The sequence below is a fragment of the Paenibacillus lautus genome (assembly GCF_050482385.1).
GTDB classification, from domain to species: Bacteria; Bacillota; Bacilli; order Paenibacillales; family Paenibacillaceae; genus Paenibacillus_AQ; species Paenibacillus_AQ lautus_B.
Map to the genome: position 1 here is coordinate 701,234 of NZ_JBCNHV010000010.1, position 25,309 is coordinate 726,542.

The window sequence follows — 25,309 nt, forward strand, 5'->3', positions numbered from 1 at the left end:
CGATCCCTCGCTCCTCTCTATCCCTTGATTGAACCCAGCAGCGCACCCTTCGCAAAATGCTTCTGCAGGAACGGATATACGCACAGAATCGGCAGTGTGGCAATGACAATGACCGCCATCTTCACCGTCTGCTCCGGCGGCCGGACAAATTCGTCCATGCCGGAGGTGTCTGCCGCCAAACCGCTGGCAAGGATGACGATCTGCCGCAGGATGACCTGCACGGGCCATTTGGCCGCATCATTCAAGTACAAAATCGCCGACATATACGTGTTCCAGTAGGTAACCGCATAAAAGAGCGATATGGTCGCAATAGCAGGCATTGACAGCGGAATCACGATTCGGAACAGGATGCCCCAATCGCCGGCCCCGTCGATCTTCGCGGATTCCTCCAATCCCTCAGGCAGGTTCTGAAAGAAGTTACGCATGATGATGAGATTGAAGGCATTGATCGCCGTCGGGACAATCAGCGCCGCATACGTATCGATCAGCCCCATCTCCTTCACCACGAGAAACGTTGGGATCATTCCGCCGCTGAAGAGCATCGTGAACAGAACCATGAACATGATGAAATTACGGCCATCCAGATCCCTGCGCGACAGCCCGTATGCCATCAAGCAGGTTAACAGCATGCTGAACAAGGTACCCAAAAAGGTGACGCCCACAGAAACGCCCAGCGAGCGAAACACCGTATTGGTTGAAAACACATATTTGTAAGCATCAAGCGACCATACGGTCGGAAACAGGACAAACTGCTTCTGCGCCAGCTCCGTCACGGTTGTGAAGGATCCGGCGATGACGTGAAGGAAAGGCAGGATGGTAACCAGGCCAATGATCAACAGCAGCGTATAGTTCACGATATCGAAGATTCGGCTCGATATCGTTTTATCTTGTACCATAGCGGTCCACCTTTCTGTAGTTAATAGATGCCTTCTTCTCCCGCTTTTTTGGCCAACCAATTGGCCAGCATCACCAGAATAAGACCGATCAGCGATTTAAAGAACCCGACCGCCGTACTGAAGCTGAACTGACCTTGCTTCAGACCTGCGGTATAAACATACGTATCGAATATCTCCGCCACATTCCGGTTCATTGAGTTTAAGAGGAGATAGATATGTTCGAACCCAAGTTCCAGCACATCGCCGATTTTCAAAATCAACAAAACGACGATCACGCTTCGAATCGAAGGAAGCGTAATATGCCACATTTGCCGAAAGCGGCTGGCCCCGTCAATCCGGGACGCTTCGTATAAACCGGGATCAATCGCCGCCATGGCAGCCAAATAGATGATTGTCCCCCAGCCTGCCTCCCGCCAGATGATCTGCAAGACATACATTGGTCGGAACCATTCGCTGCTCATCAGAAAATTGATTTTTTCGAATCCGGCCATCACCAGCAACTCATTTATGATTCCGCGATCCATCGAGAGCATGACAAACGAAATGGATACGATGATGACCCAGGACATGAAGTGGGGAATGTACACCAGCGTCTGGATAAAACGTTTAAACACTTCGCGCCGAACCTCGTTGAGCATTAAGGCAAGAATGATCGGCACGGGAAAATAGAAGGCCAGGTTCAGGAAAAACAGCAGCAGCGTGTTGCCCAAAATCGTGAAGAACATCGGCTCGGTAAACAGCCGCTCAAAATGCTTGAGCCCCACCCAGGGGCTGCCCGTAACGCCTAGATAAGCCTGATAATCCTGGAAGGCTATAATCAATCCCGACATCGGGATATATTTAAAGATCAGGAAGTATAAAAATCCCGGAAGAATCATGAGGTAGATCGCCCGGTTTTTTATGATTCTCCTCATTCGACCGGACTCCGGTATTTTGGGGGCGCTCTTGCTCATCCCGGTCTTCACTGCGGTTTCGCTCATGATCTCAGACTTCCTTTCTATCCCGAAGCCTGCCGGAGACTGCAGCATCGCAATCCCCGGCCATTCGGGATGCTGGCATGTTCGTTATTTGGATGATTCGTAGGATACATTGAACTCATCGATGATTTGCTGACCGCCGCTCTTAAGCCAGTTATCCACGACCGCCTGGAATCCGGCCTCATCGATATCGCCAAGCATAAATTGATACGTGCCGTCTTTAATCATCTCCTGCAGCTGTACACCTTTTTCGTTAAACGTCTTGGAATCCAGTGATGCCGAAGGATCCTCAATGAGATAATCATTGTTCTCCGTGATCATTTCCTCCGATTTCGCTTTGACAGGGAGCATATGCTTCGGTTCATAAAAACCCTCGATCGTTAACGGCCCGCCGACCTGCATCGCTTGATAAGGCTTCACTTCGCGATCGGTCAGCTTGGTGTCTTCCGAAGGAATGACCTTGCCTTCCTCCAGCTTGTGGTGCTGTCCTTCAACCCCCCAGTAGATCAGGTTGCCAAGCTCCGGACTCATCAACTGATCCATAAAGGCCAGCACATCTTTCAGTTCCTCTTCTGATTTGATGGCTGTTTTCGGGAAGAGAATCACCGAGCCATAGCCGGGAACCGACCAGATTCCGAAGCCATTCGGTCCTCCTTCGATTTTATTCTGAACATCGAGTTCCGCATCCGGATTCACTTCAACGACCTTGGGATGCAGGCTGGATACGTCCCCCATCGCTCCGATATATACACCCGACTTGCCAGTAATGAACAGATTTTGTTGGTCCGTTTTGCTGGTAACCGGGAAATCCTGATTGATCAGGCCTTCCTGGTGAAGTTTCTTGAAGAATTTCATCGTCTCCATATATTCAGGGAACATAAATTCAGGAGCCAGCTTGCCGTCCTTCTCGCCCCAGTTATTCGGCGTGCCGAGCCACGAGCTTATCGTTTTGAACGCGCCGTAGATCAGGTCATTTCGATCCGTCAGCGGGATGGTGTCGTCTTTGCCGTTGCCATCAGGATCCTTCTCCTTGAACTGCTTCAACATATTATAGAATTCGTCCACATTGGTCGGGGCGCTGAGCCCAAGCTTATCGGCCCAATCCTTGCGGTAAATGATGCCCTGACGCGACAAAGGCACTTCACGGTATAACGCATAAATTTTGCCGTCCACCGCCGTGTTCTTTAACACTTCAGGTTTCAGCTTGCTGAGGTTCGGGTATTGACCCAGCAATGGCCCAATCTCCCAGAATTGCCCGTTGCGGATCGCATCACGCATATTCACAAGCGAGGCGGCATTCTTCAGGTACGTCACCTGCGGCAGCGTTCCGGTTGCAAAGGATGCATTGACCTTTTCATCATAAGTGCCGTCCGGCACCCACTGAATGTCAAGCTTGGTGCCTGTTTTCTCTTCCAGCAGTTTCTCAATCATGTCGGAGGGAACTTCAGGGGTATGGAGGTTGGCCATAATCGAGATGGTTACCGGTTCGCTCTTGTTCTGGCCTTGCGCTGAACTGCCATTGTCATTTGAGCTGCCGGTTGCTGCAGGGGCGGAGTTGCCGCCACAGCCTGCCAACACGGATAAAGCGGTTACAATTGCCAGGATAGTACTGGCTTTATTCTTCTTCATCATCTGACCTCCGTTTTAAATTTGAATATGGACTGACAAGAAACAGCTTAGTTGAGAGAAGCCCGGTACGTACATAATCCTTCGATTGGATATGGGGCGTTCGGCCGTGCCCGGCATAAGGAGCCGGGGGAATCAAATCTAATGATTACATAGGCAATGGGATCGCCGATGATGGCGCGACAACAAAAAAACCGCCGGGGAAATCAATCCCCTAGCGGTATTCCTCATGCAGATAAGGTCCCACCGTGCTTCGATACGAAGCATCATATTCCTCGATAATCTGGCTTCCCCCTTCTTCAAGCCAACGGTCGATCTCCGCCTGGAACCCCTTCTCATCGATCATTCCCAGCATGAATTGATAGGTGGCGTCCCGCATGCGTTCATTCAATCGGACGCCGATCTCGTTATACATCGGTGACTCTAACGGTGCGGTGGGATCATAAATGAGGAAATTCTCATTATCGTAAATCAGCCGCTCGGCCTTATCCTTAACCCGATTCGTGTTCACCGGCTCCAGCATGCCCGGTATGGTGCTAAAGCTTCCGGCCATCAAAGCCTGGTAAGGCTTCACGTCCTTTTCCCTCAGCTCAAAAGCGTCCACCGCCACCGCTTTGCCATCCTGTACGGTATAGTGGGTGCCTTCGATCCCCCAATACATCAGGTTCGCAAGCTCGGGACTCATTAGTGCATCATAGAAAGAGAGCACATTCTTCAGCTCCTCTTCCGTGGCGATCGCGGACTTCGGAAACAAGATGACCGTTCCGTATCCCTGCGAAGCCCATATCCCGTACCCTTCCGGCCCAAGAACCCGATTCTGGACATCGAGCACGGCCTCAGGGTCATTCGCCAGCAGTCTTGACTCCAGGGACAGTACGTCTCCCATCGCGCCGATATAGACCCCGGCTTTTCCCGTAATGAACAGCTCCTGCTGGTCCGTCTTGCTGGTAATCGGGAAGTCTTCATTCATCAGTCCTTCGCTATGCAGCTTCTTGAAGAACTTCATCGTTTCCATATACTGCGGAAAGACGAATTCCGGCTGCAACGAATCGTTGTACCATCCCCAATGATTCGGCGTTCCGTAATAGGAGCTGATCGTCTTGAAAGCCCCGTAGATCAAATCGTTGCGATCCGCCAAGCCGATGGTATCATCGATGCCGTTGTTGTCCGGATCGTTATATGTAAACCCTTTCAACATTTCGTATAAATCATCAAGCGTTTCCGGTGCCGATAGTCCTAGCCGTTCTGCCCAGTCCTTACGGTAAATGATGCCTGAACGGGCTAAGGCTCGTTCCTGGTAAAGGCTGTACAGCTTCCCGTCAATAGCGGTATTCCTTAAAACCTCGGGCTTCAATCGCTTTAAATTCGGATAGCCGTCAAGGTAAGGACCGATTTCCCAGAATAGCCCGCTCCGAATCTCATCCCTGAAATAGGACAAGGATGCGGCATTCTTAAGATACAGTGCTTGCGGCAAAGTCCCTGTTGCAAGCGAAGCAAATACCTTCTCATCATAACTTCCGTCGGGTACCCACTGAATATTAAGCTGAACGCCCGTTTTTTCCTCGATCGATTTCTCGATCCGATCGGAGGGAACCTTGGCGGTATGCAGGTTGGCCATGATCGAAATGCTGGTTGAACGGTCAGAAGACGTACTTCCGTCATCCGTTCCCGATGATCGGGCCATGCTGATGCACGCGGCCGACACCATCAGAATAGCAAGCGTAAGAATGACATAGTTTGACAGACGGGTCATCAATCTGTTCTACCTCCGTTCCCCCCATGTTTCTCGCGGATCCTAAGTATTTGGAATGATTTTAACATATGTACATCTTTTTTCATGACAAGTCATGATGATCAAATGCAGTGATTATTCTTTATGAAATGATTATTGAATGTAACCCGGGTTGCCCATACAATGATTATACACTTTGTTAAACAGGAAGGTGTGCCTATTGCATCCAAAAAGTAGCTTTTATTCTAAAATGATCCTGTTCGGCTGTTTCATCAGCATCATTCCTCTCGTGGCCCTCGGCTTCTTCTCGTTCATGAAATCATCCACCTCCGTGCAAAACCACGTCAACAGCAGCAATATCCAGATTATGAATCAAACGAACAGCAATCTCGAGCAGGTGCTGCGGACCGTGGACTATACACTGAATTACGTCATTAATTCCAATATTCTGCAAAGTGCGTTATATCGGCCCCTATCCTACTATGACTTCCAATTGTATAACAAGCTGAGAGAAGAGATGAGTCTGCTGCAATCTCCCGAAACGAAGGTCACGGACGTCATTCTTGCGAACACGTCAACCAACTGGTTGATCAATAACCGGGGCATGTACGAATTTAATGAATACGCTTCCAGGGATGCGTTGCTGACGCTCATGGAGCTTCAAGGGAACTCCAATTGGGTCATGCTCGAGACGGAATCCCTCGGGTCTAGCGATACGCTCAGTTATGCCTGCCCCTACACGATTGCGCTTGTGAAGAAAATGCCGCTCTCCTCCTCCAGCGCCCGGGGTGTCGCGCTCGCCACCATTCCCAGCTGCAGTCTCGCTGCCATGATGGACAGCCCATCCGAATCCCGGGAGGTGATGGTGCTGGACCACAATTACCGGATCGTTGTGCATCCGGAGCAAGGAAAGCTCGGGCAATATCTGACAGATACCGGTTATGCGGAGGCGGAGCTGGACCATTTTGACAGCAAATCGGGGCAGTTCGAGACGAAGATCGACAACAGGCAAGTGTCGGTTACGTACGTGCGGTCCGATTTTAACGGCTGGCTGTATGCCTCCTTTACCGAAATGTCTGCCATTACGAAGGAGTCTCGCTCCATCGGCTGGTTTACGCTGTATATCTGCCTGCTGATGATCGGTTTCAGCATTCTGCTTGTGTGGCTTGGCACGCGGAAAATGTATACGCCTATCCGGCACATTTTTGAAAATATCGTGGAGCGTCTGCCGGAAATCCAAGCCAACAAAAAGAGTGAGCTGCAAATCATCGACGAACATATTCGGGATATGTTCAATTCGAACACCAAGCTCCGCAGCGAGCTTCGGCAGACCAGCCAGCAGGTACGCACCTTTTTCCTCCATAAGCTGTTCCTGGGCAAGAGCAGTCCCCCCGAAGTGATGGAGCAGATCGAGCTGTTCGGCTTCAAAGAACAAATATCCGCTTGGGAGCACCTGGCGGTATTTACCCTTCAGATCGATATGCTGGACGAAACCCGCTATGAACGAAAGGATCGTGATCTGCTGCTGTTTGCCATCAACAATATCATCGAGGAGATGATCCCCTCCTCCCATCGTCTACCCTCCGTCATTATTGATCTCACACAGGTTACGCTCATCGGACGAGGGGGTATCACGTTGGAAGCATTCAATGACTATATCTATACGTTATCGGAGGAGATCCAGAAGACAACGCGCAGTTTTCTCGATCTGGAGGTCAGCATTGGCATCAGTTTATCATACGAGAACCTATCCAAAACGTCACGCGCCTACCAAGAAGGGCTCGAAGCCCTTAAACACCGCATCAAGCTGGGGACCGGTGTCATTATCCCTTATTTCAGCCTGAACTCAGGCAAGCACACCCGGGTCTATTTCTACCCGATGCAGGTGGAGAACGAACTGATTGATGCCATCAAGCTGGCTGATGAAGATCGGGCCGTAGAGCTCCTGAAGCAGTGGCTGCACGAAGTGTTTAGGAAAGATCGGACCCCGCATGATTATCAAATCTCGCTCATCCGGCTGCTAAATGATCTGATGATCATAATGCAGGAGAATGGGATCATGCTCGAACAGCTCGACATCCGGGACAGCTCTCTCGTAGAGGAGCTTCTTCGGCTCTACACGAATCACGATATCGAAAGCTGGTTTAAATCCCGCATCATCCGGCCGATGGTTCGTGTGTTTCGGGATCGCCAGGACTCTCAATACCAAAATCTCTCCGAGCAGATGATAGAGATCATCCGCAATGAGTTTGACCGTAATATTACGCTCGAGGAATGTGCTTCTCGACTCCATTACAACAATTTTTATCTAAGCAGCGTGTTTAAAAAAGAAACCAATATGTCCTTCAGCGAATATCTGTCCCAATACCGCTTCAAAATGTCCAAGAAATGGCTTGTCGAAACCGATATGCCCATTAAGGATATTGCGGAGAAGCTGAGTTACAACAATTCGCAGAACTTTATCCGGTCCTTCCGCAAGCTGGAGGGAATGACGCCCGGGCAATATCGCAGCAAATACAAAACCGGACAATAAACCTTGTAAAACGGCATCAGATTACCAAAAAAGGTCACCTGTGTCCCGTTCTTTTCCTGCGGGAGAGAATCTACAATTAGAATAGTCACTTGTTGTGCTGATCTTGTGGATCATTTATGAAACTATCCCAAAAGGAGAATCTGTCAATGATACGAGAAATGCAGGCCGATATCGTCATTCTCGGCGGCGGAACAGGGGGAACAGCCGCTGCGCTTGCCGCCGCTAAATCAGGAAAGACGGTCATCATGACCGAGGAGACCACTTGGATCGGGGGACAGCTAACCAGCCAGGCGGTTCCGCCTGACGAGCATCCATGGATTGAATCCTTTGGCTGCACGCGCAGCTACCGGCAGTTCCGGGAAGGTGTCCGCCAGTACTACCGTGATTTTTTCCCCATGACTCCCAAGGCTAGATCCAACGTGCAATTGAACCCCGGCAGCGGCATCGTCAGCCGGCTGTGTCATGAGCCGCGCACGGCCCTCGCCGTCCTACATCAAATGCTGGCCCCGTACATTCACAACGGACGGCTCACGATCCTGTACCAATATGCGGCGGAGTCTGCCGATGTTTCAGGGGATCGAGTGAACAGCGTAACCGTTCGCCATCTTGAGACGCAGGATCAAATTGCGCTTCACGCTCCGTTCTTCGTGGATGCCACCGAGCTCGGCGATTTGCTTCCGCTGGCGGGGATCGAATATGTTACCGGCGCCGAGTCCAAAACCCAGACAGGTGAGCCGCATGCCGTCGACGGTGATCCGCTGCCGCAGGACATGCAGGGCTTTACGTATTGTTTTGCCGTGGACTATCTAGAGGGTGAAGACCATACGATTGAGAAGCCCGCACTTTATGATTTTTGGCGAGAGTATAAACCCGATTTCTGGCCGGATAAGCTGTTAAGCCTGACCGCCGTCAAGCCGTCGACCAATGAGCCGATCGAGTATGGGATATTCCCGGGATACGGCAAGTTCCCGCTTTATCAATACCGTCAAATCCTGGACCCGAAGCATTTTGCCGAAGGTACGTTCGACAGCTCGGTGTCGCTTGTGAATTGGCCGCAGAACGACTACTGGCTGGGCTCCATTATCGATGTGTCGAAGGAAGAGGCCGACCATCATATCTATCAAGCCAAACAGCTTAGCTTGTCCCTGCTGTACTGGCTTCAAACTGAGGTCCCCCGGCCGGATGGCGGGAAGGGTTATCCCGGGCTGCGCCTGCGTTCTGATGTGGTCGGGACGGAAGACGGGATGGCCATGTATCCTTACATCCGTGAGTCGAGAAGAATTCAGGCCGAGTTTACGGTGCTGGAGCAGCATGTGGCAACCGAATCGCGGCCGGACGGCGTTGCGGAAACGTTCCCTGACTCCGTTGGCATCGGCTGTTATCGGATCGATCTGCATCCGAGCACGGGCGAGCGCCCCTACATTGATATCTCATCCCTGCCGTTCCAAATCCCGCTGGGCAGCTTAATTCCGAAACGGATGAAGAATGTGCTGGCTGCCAGCAAAAACATCGGGGTCACCCACATTACGAACGGCTGCTACCGGTTGCATCCCGTAGAATGGAACATCGGCGAGGCCGCCGGATATTGCATCAGCCATTGTCTGGATCATGACATTCTGCCGACGGACGTACGGAACGACGAAGAAAGACTGGCCAGTTTCCAGCAAAAGCTCGTTAGCGAAGGCATCGAGCTAGCATGGCCGGCACTGCGGCCTGTCTGATCACCAGCTACAATAGAAGTGCCAAAAAATCAGCTCAAGGGCATTGTCCTTAGGCTGGTTTTTCCTCGTTCCTCGTTCCGTTCATAACTCCTCAGCGGTTACGAATTGGACGTTCTTAGGGAAATGACGGCTAATGCCGCACACCGACAGCTTGTAACCTTCTTCCACCGCATACTGTTTAAAATAGTAAGTCTCCCCGTTCTCGCCAAGCACAGGTGCCCACTCCTCTCCCAGCAGTTCCAATGCAAAAGAATCCAACGGCAAATGCAGGCCTTTGCCGACAGCCTTGATATAGCTTTCCTTTAACGTCCATAGATCAAAGAAACGGGAAAGCCGGACAGAAGGATCACAGTGTAAAAGCGCGTTAAACTCGGTTTTATGGAAAAAGCGTTGGGCGATATCCATATCGATGGCTTCCATTTTCTCCACATCAATCCCAACCGGCTCGTGGCTAACGGCGCACACGATCCAATGCCCGGAATGGGAGACGTTAAAATGCAGGTTGTCATGATCCTTTAAGAATGGCTTGCCATATGCGTTCCTTATGATTTCTATACTCACCGGATCAAGTCCCAGCTTTTCCCGAAGGATTCGATGGACCATGGCATCACCAAGCACCGATCGCTGGTAATCGCTCGCTCTTCTGAATTTGGACACATAGTCCTGTCTTTCCGCTGATAACGTCTGGAACAAGGCTTGGAACGTCTCATCGCGAATATGGTCCGAATTCTTGATTGCATATACTTCGATATGGCTTGATTGGTCATCATGAAAAGTATTCATAACTCCGTCCTTTCAATAAAAAACATAGTCACGTGTTCACTTCGATATGTACGTTCGAATCCCCTGCTTGCTTTATTAGACTCCCTGCCCCAATTTGCGTATACACACAAATGAATCGATTGATTGACAAAGGAAAGAATTCCCGAACATAATGGATGAATATCATACAGGGTAAAGGTGGGGATTTCGATTGGACACGCAAGAAGTACTAGATCAAGCGGTCGACTTGTTTAAGGAGGAACTTGGAGGCAATCTGGTTGGCATTTACTTACATGGATCGTTAGCTATGGGCTGTTTCAACCCGGACACAAGCGATATCGATCTGCTGCTTGTCGTAGCGGACAAGCTGACATCGGATCATATGAGACGACTGGCCAAAAAAATCATAGCGTTCCACGATGGTATGCCTAATCAACAGGGGGTGGAGCTGAGCCTTGTCCTGGAATCCAGTCTGCAGGAGCTCGTCTATCCGCCTCCATTCGAGTTTCATTACTCCACCTTTCATCGCGAGAAGTACTTGAACGATGACGATTACCTATGCGGCGGATTCCAAGACGCCGACCTGGCCGCCCATTTTACCGTGATCTATCATCGGGGCATTACCCTGTACGGCAAACCAATTCAAGAGGTCTTTACCCCCGTTGACCGGCAGCATTACATACAAGCCATCCTCCATGACGTGGAGGGTGCGGTAGAGGACATCACTGACTCCCCCATGTACTACACGCTAAACCTGTGCCGGGTGCTGTACTATCTGAAGGATGGGGTGGTTTCCTCCAAAAAAGAAGGCGGTGAATGGGGCCTGCGCACGCTTCCTTCCAAATATCATCCGATGATTGAGCGTGCCTTGCTTCAATATAGTGGAATAGACCAGACTCCTGCGGATTTCTCTTCGAGTGAGCTCACCGCATTTGCCGGCGATATGCTGGAGTTGATACGGTCCAGTTCAGCCTGAACAACCTGAACCCACGGATACAAGCATTTGGTGTGACAAAATGCTTGCTACTGTCTAGCAGATGAATTATTAAGCTAACGGGCAGGATAGTTCAAAGAAGAAATATAGCTTCCTGTTGAAGAAAAGAGTTAAAACAATAGGAGGGATAATTTGAAGTTAGAAAAAGTATTAGAATATGATATAAGTAATGAATTAGAAGCAAAAATACAAGAATTATTAATTGATAGTTTCCCAGAAGTTTATCCTAGAGATAGAATTTATTTTAAGCAATTACCGCATGTTAGATTTCTAGCTTTCAACCAAGAAAATCAGCTGATAGGACATGTTGGATTAGATTACAGGGTGATGAATCTGAATGGGAAACCCATAAGAGTACTGGGAGTAATTGATTTATGTGTTTCACAAAGCGCACGTTCCCAAGGACTAGGTTCAACGCTTCTTTTAGAAATTGACAAGTTTTCTGTGGGACGAAATATTGACTTTACACTTTTATTTGCAGATAACATGACCTTGTATTTGAGAAATGGATATAAACCAGTGAAGAACAGGTGTAAATGGTTGAAAATTGATGATGAAACTCAGTTAACAAATGGAATAGGTTTTGAGGCAATAAATGAATTAATGATTAAGGAAGTAGGAAAGACCGATTGGAGTAAAGGAAATCTGGATTTTTTAGGCTATCTTTATTGAACTAGCGGGAAGAATGCCCTACGAAGCCGATGAGTATAAGACTGATATCTCTGATATACCCAACGCTGCTTTTCAATAGATAAGATATATCGTAGCGTTGGCCGTCTTATCAGCATGCAGATCCTCATGATCAATGCGTCGCTGTTTCGACATCCAATGGCCACGCCAATTGTTCTGAATTTTCTTCAAACTTTTCACCCTTGGAAATAGATCTCTTTGTCCCCATGCCATCGCCATTCCCCTCAATCCCCTTTATGCTATAATTATCGAGAGGAATATATTACCTATTGCCCCGCCCCGGCGAAGGATATGGGGGTCTATTTCTTTAAGTAAATATCGCTAAATCAAAAAAGAGGTGAGCCTTTGAAGCTTATTTCAAAATTGTATTCGGAGTATTTGATTATCCCCCGCCCCTTCCGTTTATTGATTCTGTGGGGCTGGATTATATTGTTTTTAGTCACCGGGATTAAACTTGATTGGTTCTTTTAACTAAGGCGCTATTCAAGTACATACGAGTCGCTATGTCTTAGCTTATCATTGTATCTCGACCACCTCCTATTTATTGGAACCCTCTTTCGGTCTTTAGGTAATGGTTTTTAAGGAGATGATTATTAAATGGTAATGATCATATTAGGTGTCATCATGATTGTTTTCGGCTTATATGACTATAAAAATCCAAATATCAAATTGCTCAATTTTCTTACTCGTACGCCGAAGAGTGACACTAATACACAAGAAATACGTTCTAATGGTGAAAGCGGAATAGTTGGCGGAATAATTTTTATTGTGATTGGAGTTATCGTTCTTTTATTAAGAGATTAAGACGATAGGTACAACTAAATTATGTGTGTATTGAATAAAAATCTTTAGCTGGCCTCGTCTTTGTTTGGCTAAAAATCCTGCTCGGGAGCTGCCCAATCCGCAAGCTTGATTAATTTCAAGAAAAAGAAAAAGACCGCCCTATAGGCAGCCTTTAACCACTACTCACAAATTGGATTATCCCAATGAGTGTCATAAGCAGAAAAATAACGAGTATAATGATTAAGCCTGTTCGAAGCGCTTTAACCCCCCTTGATCTCTGCTGCAACTCCTGCTCCACTGCATTCAACCGATCTTTAAGCTCTTGTATTTCATTCTCTTGTCCCATTTCAGCCTCCTTTATCCTTTCAATAAATACGGACAGGTAACCGAATAATGACGATACATACGGAGATTCGGGGACAGCAACCTGACCGCTCGTCACACCATCCCTTAAAATTCCCTTTATGGTATAACTGTCTATAGTAATATATTACCATATACTCCTACTTGACCGAGGATATAGGGCCAATGTTTAATCAATTGCTAACAATTATGTATTATGCTTATTCCTCTCACGAAAGGATGCCACTAATTGCAATTTAATCAGCACTTGTTCAAGGAGCTCTAATGGATCATCCGCGTCCTCCATCTGCTCACAAATTTCGATGGCCTCTTCTACTGCTCTATCGAGTTTGTCTGCACGTTTTTTCTCTTCTGCTGCTTGCTGGAGCCAGTATTTTAAAACCTCCGGCGAAATAAAACTCTGTCCTTTGTCATCTAACCTATTGCAATATTCCATATCCTCATGCCAATCTCTACTCATTTCACTACCTCCTGAACTTCTAATTCATTTCACTCAAGCTTTCTTCTACTGGGAACTCCAAAATTTACACTTGCGTATACATATACTACTCTCATTTTTGATATTATCCTCTATATTCCAAGAAAGGCCTTAAAACTGTTTTAATGATACTCCTTTCTCCCGGGGTATATCCGAAAAATAGCAGTACGATAATTTATCTATTACTTCAAAAGCCTTATGTATGGCAAAGACCCGTTCGTTATTAACGAACGGGTCTTCTACGTTTAACGGTTAATGAATTCTGCCATCTGCAGCATTCTGGTTAAGACGACCGCACCTTCGGCCCGGGTAGAATGGGCTTCCGGAACAAACCGATCAGAAGAACGTCCCTCCATCAACCCTGATTTGACGATGGCCGATACGGCCTCTTCGGACCAGGACGCAATGCGTTCGCGATCCTTGAACCCTTCTAAAATGGAGTCCGAATTTCCTGTCTCCAGATCCGTATCGGCAAGCTTCAGTGCACGGAGCAGCAAAACACTCATCTGCTCACGGGTAATCTCCTCGTTCGGACGGAACGTACCATTGCTGAAGCCTTCGATCAGCCCATGCTCCACTGCCGTAGCGACAGCGGCTGCATACCAATCGTTTACCTTCACATCCTGGAAGCTCGAATGCTCTCCCTGATCCTTCAAACCGAGCGCGCGAACGAGCATCGCTGTGAACTGCGCTCTCGTGATCGGCTCGTTTGGACCAAAACGCGTATCGCTTAATCCCTCGATCAATTGTTTCGAGGCCAGCAGCGAAATGTCCTCGCGGGCCCAATGGCTGCTTAAATCCTCAAACGTCTTCGCATGGGAAACTACGGAATAAACCCCGCTCTCCCTCCACTTAAACTCCGCTTGGGATTTGCCGTTCGACGTGTGAATGAGCGCCGGTACGAAGACCAGCTTGCCGGATGCTGAATCCAATCGCAGCACCGTCATTTGGGATGGACTGACGATACTTGACAGGGACCTGGTAAACTTCGCATAAGCTCCCTTCAGTGCTGGCAGTTCCGATAACTTGTCACCCTGTTTCCAGGCTAATGTAATGGTAAGCGCTGCATCCAGTTTGGAGGCTCCTGCCTCCAACGCTGCGTTCACCCGATCCTCTTCTTCTTTCGAAGCTAAACCGATGCGAATTTGCAGACTTTCCGCCGTACCCCGTTGTTGTAAAGCTTCCGTAAGCGAATGCAGCGGAATTTCCAATCGGCCAAGGGAGGATTCCAGCACGATGGAGCCCCCCGGCAGGTCCTTCACGGCAGCGCTCAGCCCCTGCACCGGCAAGTGAAGAACGACGGCATCCGAAGCGTCGGTCACCGAATACGTAAGCACGCGTGAAGCAGCGGGCAGTTTGCTGAGCCGTTCCACGTCGCCGAGCATGCCCTTTTCGCTCGCATCCGCTACGATGACCGTCCCACCGCCTGGTGTTGTCTCTTTCTTGATGCTCAACCGCTCGGGCTCTGATGGTTTAGGAGGTGGCGTTGTCGATCCTCCACCGGAAGAACCGGAGCCGCCGCCCGGAGTCCCCGGATTGGATCCGCCATCTCCCGTAGAGGTCCGAATAACCTCGAACGTTTTGCTGTTCGTTTTGAATTCGTCAACGAATACGTCCACGGTGATCGAATTGACGCCTGTTTGCAGCGGCACATCAGCTGTAAATTCACCTTTCGCCGACAGGGTCGCATCGGCACCGTTTACCTTCACGGCCGCTTTGCCGGGCCCGAGAACTTCGACCAGCCCTTTCAGCGCAAGCTGGCTGTCGCGCGTCTCCTTGCCCTCGTCGTCCATCAGCCCGCTTAATACGGCTGAACGAACCTGATCCCCGGTATTGTAGGCATTGGCAACGAGCTGACGTAGCGTTCTCGTGCCTGACGGGTCCAGGGTGGAAATGACGAAGCCTCCCTGCGGAATAACGCTGTTATTCTCTTCCGGCGCTCCCCAGCTCCATTTGATCGCTTGGTTCCGGTTGACCACGCGGGTCACGTGGCCCGTATTGTCCACCACCACTTCCACTCCAAAGCGGTTCGTGCCCGTAGAGTAACCGAAGGCTTCCGTCATTACATTAACGTTTCCCTCGATCCGGTTGATATTATAGAAATTGCCTTCCAGGAACGAATTCGGACTTCCCGGCAAGCTCATGCCTAGCTGGTAATCTTTCACCCACTCCTTATCTTGGAGAGCCGCCGCCGCGATCGGCCAGTTGACCTGGGATGCGTCAAACAGCATCAGTCCATTCGTGGACTTTAGCCCCGCCTGGAACACTTCGCGCTGAACGGCCGGGGCCTGCACATTGTTCATGGCAATGCCTGCATACAGCGGAATTTCCCCGTTCGTTACGATATTGCCGAGCGTAATATATTTCTGGATTTCCTGGCTCGTGGTTTGATAAGCCCCGATCATCAGAAAATCCAAATACTCGATATACCCAGTTTGATAATATTCCGGAGTATATACCGATTCGTCCGGCATGCCGAGTGCGGGATCGAACCGGAAGTTCTTGCTGCCCCAGTTCACGCCGTTCAAATAATACGTTTCATACCAGGATCCAACATAAGAGGATACCTCAATCTTTCTGCCTGTTGAAACTTCATAGGAATCCACCAGCGCCTTCACTTCGCCGAAGAAGCTCTGAATCGTGCCCGAACGGAATTCCCACCAATCCTGAATCAACGGGCCGTATTCCCTAACATTGTTTTCATAGTAGAAGATATCGTTTGGCCAATTGACAAGCTGCTTGCCCCGGGCCTGCAAAAACTGCTCGAACTTCACGCGGGTTTCGTCGCTGAAATCAGCCCCCTCGTTGTCGTATCGGCTCCGGTCATGGACAACGCCATCTACATCGTAATTCTTAATGATTTCCTCAAATGTTCTGAGCTGATAATTGCGAACCTCGTCATTGGACGGGTTGACGAAGGCTACCAAGCCCTGCTTTTTGCTTTCACGCAGACGCTTGATCTCGCCATTATTCTCCGCGAAATGTACACGTTCCTCCCAATCGAGATGATCGTTCAGAACCGCATACTCGTTATGGGCGATCGATCCTTCGGCAAACACATTGATCGCCGCATGAATTTCTAATCCCAGCGCATGACCGTGATCAATGAACTCCTGCAATAAGTCCAGATCTGGACTTGCGCCCGCTTTTTCGGGTGCCTTGATCTCGCTGACATAAGGTCTGCCCGTCAAATCGTTCTTCTTATACGAGACATAACCTTCAACGCCCTTCACATCAAACGCGACCGAGGTAACGCCCGATTCCTTGGCTTTTTGCAAGAATGCCAAAACATCCTCGCTCGTTTTAAACTTTCTGGCATTGGAAGCCTGGTCCACCCAGAGAATGACTTCTTTATCCGGGGAAAAATCAGGTCTTGCAAACACCGCAAGATGACGCACATCCTGCTCAATGTCATTTTTCAACACTTTGACCTCGATATAATTGGTGCCTTTTGTTAACGTGTAGTTATGGGAGAAGGTACCATCCTCTTTAAAAGGAATCTCGTTACCGTTCACAAGAAGTTTGATCGCGGTAATGTCGTCCATGTTGTCGATGCGCCCCGTGATAGCGGTGCTGCCTTCCGTTACGGTATACATCGTCTGATTATCCAGCGTAAGCCGTGCAATGAGGCCATTGCCACTCATGATGTCGCGTACCTGTACCACTTCCCCGTTCTTGCGCAGCTTGATCATGTCCCCGACCTTAAAATTCTCGGCCAAATAGCGCTTGATGTTATTACCTGCGTAGCTGTTGTCCTGTGCCATCAGCACATAACCGCCTTCGGGGATTTCAAGCTCGGTTGGTCCGGTCCATACCGGCGGCTTGCCGTTGATCGAGGGATTGATCACCCGTAATACGCGGTTATTGGCATCCACCTGCACGGCGACATTGGTCTGGGGAATCGTGATGGAGCTGCCGTAATCCCTTGTAAAAATCGCCACGATGTTCGGCACGCCCGTAACATCTTTGTCAACATAGTCCAGCTTCTTGCGCGGGCCTTCAATGTCGATCGTAATATCCTTCGGCGCCGCTTCGACTTCAATATAATCCTGGTTCTCAATTGGTTCGTACACGATGTTCAGTGTATCGACTGCCAGCTCGCCATCTCCCTTGTACAGCTTTACCGTAACCACGTTCGGTCCCGGCTCCAAATAAACATTGATCCGAAACACGCCGTCCGCCGTCAGCGCGGTCTTATCGCCATTGACGGTTACGCTTAAATCCTGATCCGCGGCATAGTTCGCCACAAAACCCGCAATCTCAATGACCGGAATATCCACAGTCGTATCCGTTTGCGTAATCAGATGCAGCTCGGGTGGCAGTGGGTCGGGCCCAGGACCCGGTCCCGGCGAATCCGGCAGGAAATCACCCGCAGTCACTTCTTCGCCCGCACGCATCAGCTTCACCGAATCCCCCGTTTTGTTATGATTGAAGAGAGGTTTCTGAAAAACAGATTGATCCCACGCATTGGTGCCGCCAGCCACTACAACGTAACCACCGGCTGGAATCGGAAGCAGCATACCCGGAGGCCAAGTAGTCGGAGGATCAGTGTCTGGTCCAACGAGCTCCAATACTTTACCACCAGCACCCACAGAGACCGCGACATGAAGCGTAGGCACCCATACCTCATTGGTATATACGGAACCCGTAACTGTTGCGCCGCTGGTATACAGCGCCAAATAATCATTTTTCCCTTCCACCGTGTCGCCTGCCACGTTGATATCCGTGAATTCCAGACTGTCTCCGCCTTGGGAGACCAAGGTAACAGGTTCGGGACCCGCGCTTTGGGCCGGGGGAATTTCGTTATCCGCGAACGCGGAGGAACCAAACGGAACGATGAGGGAAACGATCAGTGACAGACTGAGAAACAGTGCGATCCGCCTGCGAAATAAACGATACATCAAGGAATACCACCCTTCTTTTATTCAGAATGAACCGTTTGGTGCCATTTAAATTCAACCAACACCTCCCCTCTGTTATTTAATTTTGAAAAAAGCAGCCGCCAGCGCAGACTGCTTTTTCAAATGAATCATTTACTTCGTGGACTGAAACCATTCATTCGCTGCGTTCACCATATCGGTTCCACCATCGGCTCTCCATTGAGCCAGAAATTGATCGTAAGATTCAATCGGCTTCGCTCCGGAAATGAATTGCAGCACATTGTCATCGAGCATGGTCGTCAATTTCAACAGATTTTTGGATACAGCTTCAATTGGCGGTGCTGTCGACATCGGATCTACAACCATAATGCCTTCTGCATTTTTCTGGAACTCTTCAAAATGCGCCTGAAGAACAGGATCTTTACGTACACGTGCTTGCCAGTAAATCGGATACTTCTCTTCGTCTACCCCTGTCAGGAAACTGCTTGCATTATTCAATTCATCATTGAAAATCGGCAGAATCGGATAGTACTTTCCGTCCTTCACTTCATGATGAACGCCTTCTTTACCCAGCGCGATGCCCTTAAACGTCTCAGGCTCCATTTTTGCGTTGAGGAAATCCATAGCGGCTTCCTTATTCTTGGAGGATTTGAGAATAGCAACATACCAAGTGGTATTCGCTTTAACCCCGACCATGGCTTTGCCGTCCTTGCCTTTCAGATAAGGAATGACGGATGTCTTGGCTTCCGGGAAGTTCTTCTCTAGCGCAGCAAGCGTCGTCCCGGCATTCCACCAGGCCAGCTTATACATCGCTGCTTTACCGCCTGAGAACTTCTCAATCGATTTCTGTGCGGTATTAATTGGCATCTCCGTATCGAGCAAGCCTTCTTTATACAGCTTATTCATATAAGCAACATATTCTTTCATCTCGGGCTGTTCAGCTCGATGAACCAGCTTGCCATCGACTTCTTTCCAATCGGTCAAAACGCCAAATGTTGTGGCAATATCGCCATAAAGGGAAGTGGACTCTTTACTCATGGTGAGCGGAATGACATTCTTCTTTTCCTTAATCGTTTTAAGTACATTGTAAAGTTCATCGGTATTCGTAGGCATGGACAAACCCAGCTCATCCATCCAGTCTTGTCTGACGACGAGCGCCTCGCCGATGCTTACGCCAGCCCCCGTCTCTGGAATACCGAAGATCTTCCCATCGATCGTTGCACTGCCAAAGGACTCTTGTTTTATGGATTGTTTAATATAATTTCCATGAGACTCAAGTAGCTCATCGATTGGCTCGAGCGCTCCCGCAGAGGCCAGATTGTAGAACTGGGGTGCATTCAATTTCACCAAATCATAGTTATCTTTGCTGGATACGAGCAGGTTCAGCTTCTCATCCGCGTTTTCGGCCGGCAGCAGTTCGTAATCCACATTGAATCCGGTTCTTTCCTGGATGTACTTGGCCACGTATTCGGTCTTCGGATCAAACAATCCATATTGCATAATCATGCGCAGACCCGGTTTTTCAGACGTTGTGTCTTTGTTCCCATCGTCTTTCGGGGTGCTTGCCGGTGTGTCCGATGGCTGAGCCGCCGGCGTATCCGTCGTGCCGCCTCCCCCGCCGCCGCATCCGGATAGTGCCAGCGTGAATCCGAGAATCCCGGCCAACACCGCGGATTTTTTAATCTTGATCATGGATAACCCTCCTTGTGATTGAGAAATTCAATGAATTCTGCCATCTGAGCAATACGAAGCGCATCACCACCTTTATAAGATAACCCCACAAAGTGGGGCCTTGCTCCGAAGTCCATTCAGGTACTTGCGGGGACCCCAGAAATTATAGCTTCTATAATGTTAAGAAAAACGTCTATCGACGTACTCTCCAAGAAGACAGACCGCGATTAGCGGTAGTTTTTCTTGCGATATAGGCTGCAGATCCTCCAAAGTTTATACTTTCTGATCTCTTCAGAAAACCTGATGAAATCTAGCCTTTAACCGAACCTACCAGCACGCCTTTGACAAAATACTTTTGCAGGAATGGGTACACCAGCAAAATCGGGATCGTTGCCAGCAGGATCGAAGAAGCTTGTATGGACTGAGGCGTCGCGTTAATCGCGGCGTCGACATTATCCTTCAGGAAGTCCCCGCTGGACGAAACCAGCAGTTCCTTCAGGTACAGCTGCATCGGCTTGATTGCTGGATCGGTAATATAGATCATCGCCGCAAAATAGTCATTCCAGAAAGCGACCGCAAAGAACAATCCAATCGTTGCCATGACGGGAAGAGAAAGCGGCACAATGACCGAAACCAAGATCCGGATATTCCCCGCGCCGTCCAGCTTGGCGGACTCCTCCAGCTCATCCGGAAGCCCCTCGAAATAGTTTTTAATGATGAGCATGTTGTACACGTTCACCATCGCCGGCAGGAACAACACCGGGAAGGAGTTCACCAAATTCAAATTCTGCATGAGCAGGTACGTCGGGATCAGTCCGCCGCTGAAGAGCATCGTGAATACGAAGATCAACAGAAGCCCTTTTCGTCCCCGCAGCCGGTATTTGGATAACGGATAAGCCGTCAGCGTAGTCAGAAACAGGCTGCATGCCGTTCCGATCACCGTCAAAAAGATGGACACCTTAAGCGAATTCAAGAACATGGAATCCTGAAGCACATACTTGTAGGTTTCGAATTGAACCCCGACCGGGAGCAGTCCAACCTGGCCCGATATGACGGCTCCCTCACTGCTCAAGGATTTGGCGATCAAGTTCATGAAAGGCAGCAGGGTCGTTAAACCCATTACGATGAAGAAAACATAATTGAATACCGAGAAACATTTTTCCGAAAACGACGTTTGGATGACACCTCGGGTGGTGTTTGTTCCTTCCAAAGCTTTTTTGTGATCCATTTGCGCCACCCTTTCTTTACCAGATCCCGCGCTGTAAGTATTTTCTGCTCATGGCATTGCCAATGATAACCAACGTGAAGGATATAACCGCTTCGAACAAGCCAACCGCGGTCGAGAAGCTATAATCCTGGTTCCCGAGACCCTGCCGGTATACATAGGTTCCGATGACATCTGATACCTGGTACACCACCGGATTGTACATGACAAGAATCTGCTCCGTTCCCGCTTCCAGCACGTTCCCGAGCCGCAGAATAAACATCAGGACAATAATCGGGGCGATCCCCGGGAGCGTAATGTGCCACAGCTGCTTCCATCGTCCGGCCCCGTCGATCTTCGCTGCTTCATACAGCATCGGGTCGATCATTGTAAACGCTGCCAAATATACGATCGTGCTCCAGCCTGTTTCCTTCCAGCCTGCCGAGGTAATCAACACGCTGCGGAACACGCTGTTATCCAGGAAAAACGCAATCTGCTCCATCCCTAGGGATACCAAAACTTTATTAACGATTCCTCCGTTCGTTGAGAGGATATCGATAAACAATCCTCCAACAATAACCCAGGACAGAAAATGCGGTAAATAGATGACGGTTTGCACCGTTCGCTTGAACATCATATTCCTCAGCTCATTAAGCATCAGAGCGATAATGATGGGGAGTGGAAACAAGATCACGATTTTCAGGAAGCTGATGATGACCGTATTTTTGAATACCTGGGCAAAGTCCTGCGACGTAAACAGCTTCTCGAAATGCTTCCATCCTACCCACGGGCTGTCGGCAAATCCGGTGAATATGTTGAAATCCTTAAATGCGATCGTAATGCCGTACATGGGCGTGTATTTGAACAGTAAAATGAACAAGATGCCCGGTACGAGCAGCAAATAAAGATCCCACTCTTTCCATATGTCCGACCCTAAACGGCCCCAGTACCCTCGTTTTTTCTTCATCTCTTTATACGGTGCCGGCGATGGTTCTATCGTGGGTTTCATCGACTCGTCTCCCCCTTTCTATTGATTCAATCTCCTTGGTTACTACAAATTGTAATTCCCGCCGAAGCGACTGAGTAGGCGAGGATCATTACTATTTATGGTAATATGATGTTGTGTTGGGGCACGGACGTCAGTAATTATGTCATGAGGTTACGGCGGGTGTTTCATGAGGTGTTAACTTGTCACGATCGGCTAATCGCTGCCAACCGAAATTCACAACTGAGATTCAAAGCATACACTGCCAAAAAAGAGGCTTGTTCAGCACTCCGCATGCGGATTGTTCTTCCGATCCCTGTTACCCCCGGATTTCTTCTGAATGAATGAAACAATGTGGAAATCCGGGGATAAAGGGGACCGCTCACGCTTCTCCAGAACAATTCCGCCTGCTCCGTTGAAGCTTGCTCAAGAATGAAGTTGGCATTCGAGACACGGCAATGCCGTGCTTCGTCGCCATGGGGAGGCCTCGCTGCTCTAGCCACGCTTGGCCCCCCTTCCCCCCCCACCACACTGTGCGGGTGATTACTTCCGCCCTGCCGATGTTTGGGGCTGGAGGTAAAACCAAACGAGCCGTTCGGGATGTATGCCCCGAACGGCTCGTTTGGTTGGTTTATGTAACTGCGCACGCTCTGCTGCGCTGCGTTTTCACCCTTCCCCAACCATCAAGGGGGGAGTCTTTTTGGGGGGTGAATCCACGCGGACCAGCGGAGAGGGCGTATCGATTCCGGAAAAGCGTTAGCGGTCGGCTGAAAGTTTTCCATCGGAAAACTCACATCGGAAGCATAAACTGGAGCCGAATTTCTTCCTCTGTTATCATCATTCATGGAAATTCGGCGGCAACAGCGATTGAAGGAACGATACGACCGCAGCGGCTATCTCATCTCTTCTCCCCCACCATCAAAGGGGGGAGGCATTCTTGCGATGGGACCCACGCGGACCAGCGGAGAGGGCGTATCGATTCCGGAAAAGCGTTAGCGGTCGGCTGAAAGTTTTCCATCGGAAAACTCACATCGAAAGCATAAACTGGAGCCGAATTTCTTCCTATGTCATCATCATTCCTGGAATTTCGGCGACAACAGCGATTGGAGGAATGATACGACCGCGCAGCGGCTTTCTCATCTCTTCTCCCCCACCATCAAAGGGGGGAGGCATTCTTGCGATGGGACCCACGCGGACCAGCGGAGAGGACGTATCAATTCCGGAAAAACGATAGTGGTCGCCTTTGGAGCCGAAATTCTTCCGCTGTAATCATAATTCCAGGAATTTCGGCGACAACAGCGATTGGAGGAATGATACGACCGCGTAGCGGCTTTCAGATGTGTGCAGTAGTGCCGTACAGCCTCTCCCGCATCCTCATCCTTTAAATTCCCCCGGATTCACCCCCCAATACTTGCGAAACACCTTGGTGAAATAACTGACATCGCGGTATCCGACCAGCCGGGCGGCATCGTACACCTTAAGTCCTTCCTGCAGCAGTGACTTGGCCCGCTCCATTTTGCGTTCCAGCACATAGGTCGAGAAGACAACCCCCATTTCCTGCTTGAACAGCCGGCTAAGATAGGACGAATTGACATAAAGCCGGTCCGCCACCGTATGCAGCGTAATTTCCTGATCCATCTCCTCCTCAAGCAGGTTCAGAATATCTTTCACCACCTGATGGCTTGTCGTTTTCCGCTGCTCGCTCATAAACGAGACGATATGTTTCACCGTGCGCTCCAAGAGCGACCAGGTTTGCATTTTGGTGCTCAGCAGCTTGACGTTTTGGAAGAAATCGATATCCTCGCCGACGACTTTTTTTACCGTCCAGCCCTGCTTCTGGATCATCCGGGTAAAGAAGCTGTTCATGTATAGAACCGCCTCATGGAATTCATCCGAGGACTCGGATCTGGAGAAGGCTTCTTCCCATAACCCTTTCAGCGCCTCCAGGGCTTTCGTCTCGTCTGCCGTTTCCAGCGCGATCTCCAGCGTCTTCTCCAGATTCTGCTGCACGATCACACCCTGGATATCCCGCTTGTGCTGCTCCCGGTAAGGAATCGCGAGATCGTGTCCGTACACGATGCGGTCCTGAAGTGCCCGGCAGGCTTGCATATACAGCAGGCTCATATCTTCAATCGCACCGATGGAAGCGCAGATGCCGGCACTTGCCGTTAATTTCAGCACTTCCTTCGTCTGGGAGAGCAGCTTGGATACATCGGCATTCAGCCGCAGCATCGCCTCCTTGGCATCTTGGTTTTCCTTCACAAACAACACCATCAGCAGCATACTGCCGGAATCCGACGTGATCCATAGAGAGGGATGGGACAACAGCTCCTTAGCCAGGCACTGCATCGTAAACTGCAGCAGCTCAACATCACCCCGTTGAAACCGAGTCTCATACTCCAGCAGCGGATCCAGATCCACCGCGGCTACCGCAATGCGGTCGTCCTCCTTCAACGGAATATATAATTCCTTGCTCTTGTTAAGAACATCCTGCTTTGTATATTTGCCGCTCACCCATTGGATAAAAAATAGATTTTGCAGGTGCGGAAGATTGTCTTTCCATTTCTGTTCCAGCGCAGCCTTACGCTGCCACTGCTCCAGATCCTCCCGAAGCTGCTGCCTCGCTTCAAGCACCGCTTCGAGAATATCCTCCTCGCCGGCAGGCTTCAATAAATATTTGGACACCCCGTATTCCAGCGCAAGCTGCGCGAATTCGAAGTTATCATGTCCGCTCAGAATGATCATTTTTGTCAATCGGCTGATGTCCTGCCGGCTTCGCAGCTCGCCGAGGAGTGTCAGCCCATCCATTTCAGGCATCTGCACATCGATCAGCATAATATCCGGTTTCTTCCGACTTACAAGCTCAAGCGCCTCGACGCCATTGGAAGCCATACCGACTACTTCAATTCCATGTTTGTCCCACGGGATATTGTAAGCCAGTGCATTACGCAATCGGGGCTCGTCTTCCACAATCATGAGATTCATTCATGTCCTCCCTTTCGAGCGATCTATAT

At 49.6% G+C, this 25,309-nt stretch carries 18 protein-coding genes; 5 read left to right on the forward strand and 13 right to left on the reverse strand.

All coding sequences use genetic code 11. From position 1 onward, the window contains the following. Nucleotides 1–17: 17 nt before the first annotated feature. The 4 genes from ABEW73_RS14445 to ABEW73_RS14460 form a co-directional block, all read right to left on the reverse strand. On the reverse strand, nt 18–896 hold the full coding sequence (locus ABEW73_RS14445) for a carbohydrate ABC transporter permease (protein ID WP_071222846.1): 879 nt from the start codon (nt 894–896) through the stop codon (nt 18–20). A 20-nt stretch (nt 897–916) separates the two neighbouring features. Continuing rightward, nucleotides 917–1,876: an ABC transporter permease gene (locus ABEW73_RS14450; RefSeq protein ID WP_430167118.1), complete on the reverse strand. Its 960-nt coding sequence runs from the start codon at nt 1,874–1,876 to the stop codon at nt 917–919. Nucleotides 1,877–1,960: 84 nt separating this feature from the next. Next, nucleotides 1,961–3,502, reverse strand: coding sequence for an extracellular solute-binding protein (locus ABEW73_RS14455; protein ID WP_430167120.1), 1,542 nt, complete (start codon nt 3,500–3,502; stop codon nt 1,961–1,963). Between the two features lie 211 nt (nt 3,503–3,713). After that, nucleotides 3,714–5,252: an extracellular solute-binding protein gene (locus ABEW73_RS14460; RefSeq protein WP_430167122.1), complete on the reverse strand. Its 1,539-nt coding sequence runs from the start codon at nt 5,250–5,252 to the stop codon at nt 3,714–3,716. 199 nt (nt 5,253–5,451) lie between these two features. Between ABEW73_RS14460 and ABEW73_RS14465 the strand changes: the two genes are divergently transcribed. After that, complete coding sequence (locus ABEW73_RS14465) at nt 5,452–7,764, forward strand: helix-turn-helix domain-containing protein (protein ID WP_430167124.1); 2,313 nt, start codon at nt 5,452–5,454, stop codon at nt 7,762–7,764. Between the two features lie 146 nt (nt 7,765–7,910). Continuing rightward, nucleotides 7,911–9,485, forward strand: a complete 1,575-nt coding sequence (locus ABEW73_RS14470; RefSeq protein ID WP_430167126.1) for an FAD-dependent oxidoreductase — start codon at nt 7,911–7,913, stop codon at nt 9,483–9,485. Nucleotides 9,486–9,566: 81 nt separating this feature from the next. On the opposite strand, the gene ABEW73_RS14475 is transcribed toward ABEW73_RS14470, so the two are convergent. Beyond that, nucleotides 9,567–10,268, reverse strand: coding sequence for a 4'-phosphopantetheinyl transferase family protein (locus ABEW73_RS14475; protein ID WP_430167128.1), 702 nt, complete (start codon nt 10,266–10,268; stop codon nt 9,567–9,569). Between the two features lie 190 nt (nt 10,269–10,458). Between ABEW73_RS14475 and ABEW73_RS14480 the strand changes: the two genes are divergently transcribed. The 3 genes from ABEW73_RS14480 to ABEW73_RS14490 all read left to right on the forward strand — a co-directional run bounded on the left by ABEW73_RS14480 (nt 10,459) and on the right by ABEW73_RS14490 (nt 12,735). Further along, nucleotides 10,459–11,223 carry an aminoglycoside adenylyltransferase domain-containing protein gene (locus ABEW73_RS14480; protein WP_430167130.1) on the forward strand — a complete coding sequence of 255 codons (765 nt, stop codon included), beginning with the start codon at nt 10,459–10,461 and terminating at the stop codon, nt 11,221–11,223. Nucleotides 11,224–11,373: 150 nt separating this feature from the next. Then, complete coding sequence (locus ABEW73_RS14485) at nt 11,374–11,913, forward strand: GNAT family N-acetyltransferase (protein ID WP_430167132.1); 540 nt, start codon at nt 11,374–11,376, stop codon at nt 11,911–11,913. 615 nt (nt 11,914–12,528) lie between these two features. Next, nucleotides 12,529–12,735 (forward strand): hypothetical protein, encoded by a 207-nt coding sequence (locus ABEW73_RS14490; RefSeq protein ID WP_430167134.1) that lies wholly within the window; start codon nt 12,529–12,531, stop codon nt 12,733–12,735. Between the two features lie 151 nt (nt 12,736–12,886). Here the strand turns inward: ABEW73_RS14490 and ABEW73_RS14495 are convergent, their stop codons facing one another. From ABEW73_RS14495 to ABEW73_RS14530, 8 genes are all read right to left on the reverse strand, one after another. Then, nucleotides 12,887–13,060 (reverse strand): hypothetical protein, encoded by a 174-nt coding sequence (locus ABEW73_RS14495; protein ID WP_430167136.1) that lies wholly within the window; start codon nt 13,058–13,060, stop codon nt 12,887–12,889. A 204-nt stretch (nt 13,061–13,264) separates the two neighbouring features. Continuing rightward, nucleotides 13,265–13,537 (reverse strand): hypothetical protein, encoded by a 273-nt coding sequence (locus ABEW73_RS14500; RefSeq protein WP_430167137.1) that lies wholly within the window; start codon nt 13,535–13,537, stop codon nt 13,265–13,267. 263 nt (nt 13,538–13,800) lie between these two features. Then, a complete protein-coding gene (locus tag ABEW73_RS14505; protein WP_430167139.1) occupies nt 13,801–18,456 on the reverse strand; it encodes an S-layer homology domain-containing protein in 4,656 nt (1,551 codons plus the stop codon). A gap of 132 nt (nt 18,457–18,588) precedes the next feature. Then, entirely contained in the window at nt 18,589–20,127 is a 1,539-nt protein-coding gene (locus ABEW73_RS14510; RefSeq protein ID WP_076320517.1) for an extracellular solute-binding protein, read from the reverse strand. A gap of 289 nt (nt 20,128–20,416) precedes the next feature. Beyond that, a complete protein-coding gene (locus ABEW73_RS14515) occupies nt 20,417–21,334 on the reverse strand; it encodes a carbohydrate ABC transporter permease (RefSeq protein WP_430167141.1) in 918 nt (305 codons plus the stop codon). Nucleotides 21,335–21,350: 16 nt separating this feature from the next. Beyond that, nucleotides 21,351–22,319, reverse strand: a complete 969-nt coding sequence (locus tag ABEW73_RS14520; protein WP_430167143.1) for an ABC transporter permease — start codon at nt 22,317–22,319, stop codon at nt 21,351–21,353. Nucleotides 22,320–22,501: 182 nt separating this feature from the next. Beyond that, a complete protein-coding gene (locus ABEW73_RS14525; protein ID WP_430167145.1) occupies nt 22,502–22,798 on the reverse strand; it encodes a hypothetical protein in 297 nt (98 codons plus the stop codon). Between the two features lie 871 nt (nt 22,799–23,669). Continuing rightward, a complete protein-coding gene (locus ABEW73_RS14530) occupies nt 23,670–25,280 on the reverse strand; it encodes a response regulator transcription factor (protein WP_430167147.1) in 1,611 nt (536 codons plus the stop codon). Nucleotides 25,281–25,309: the final 29 nt, after the last annotated feature.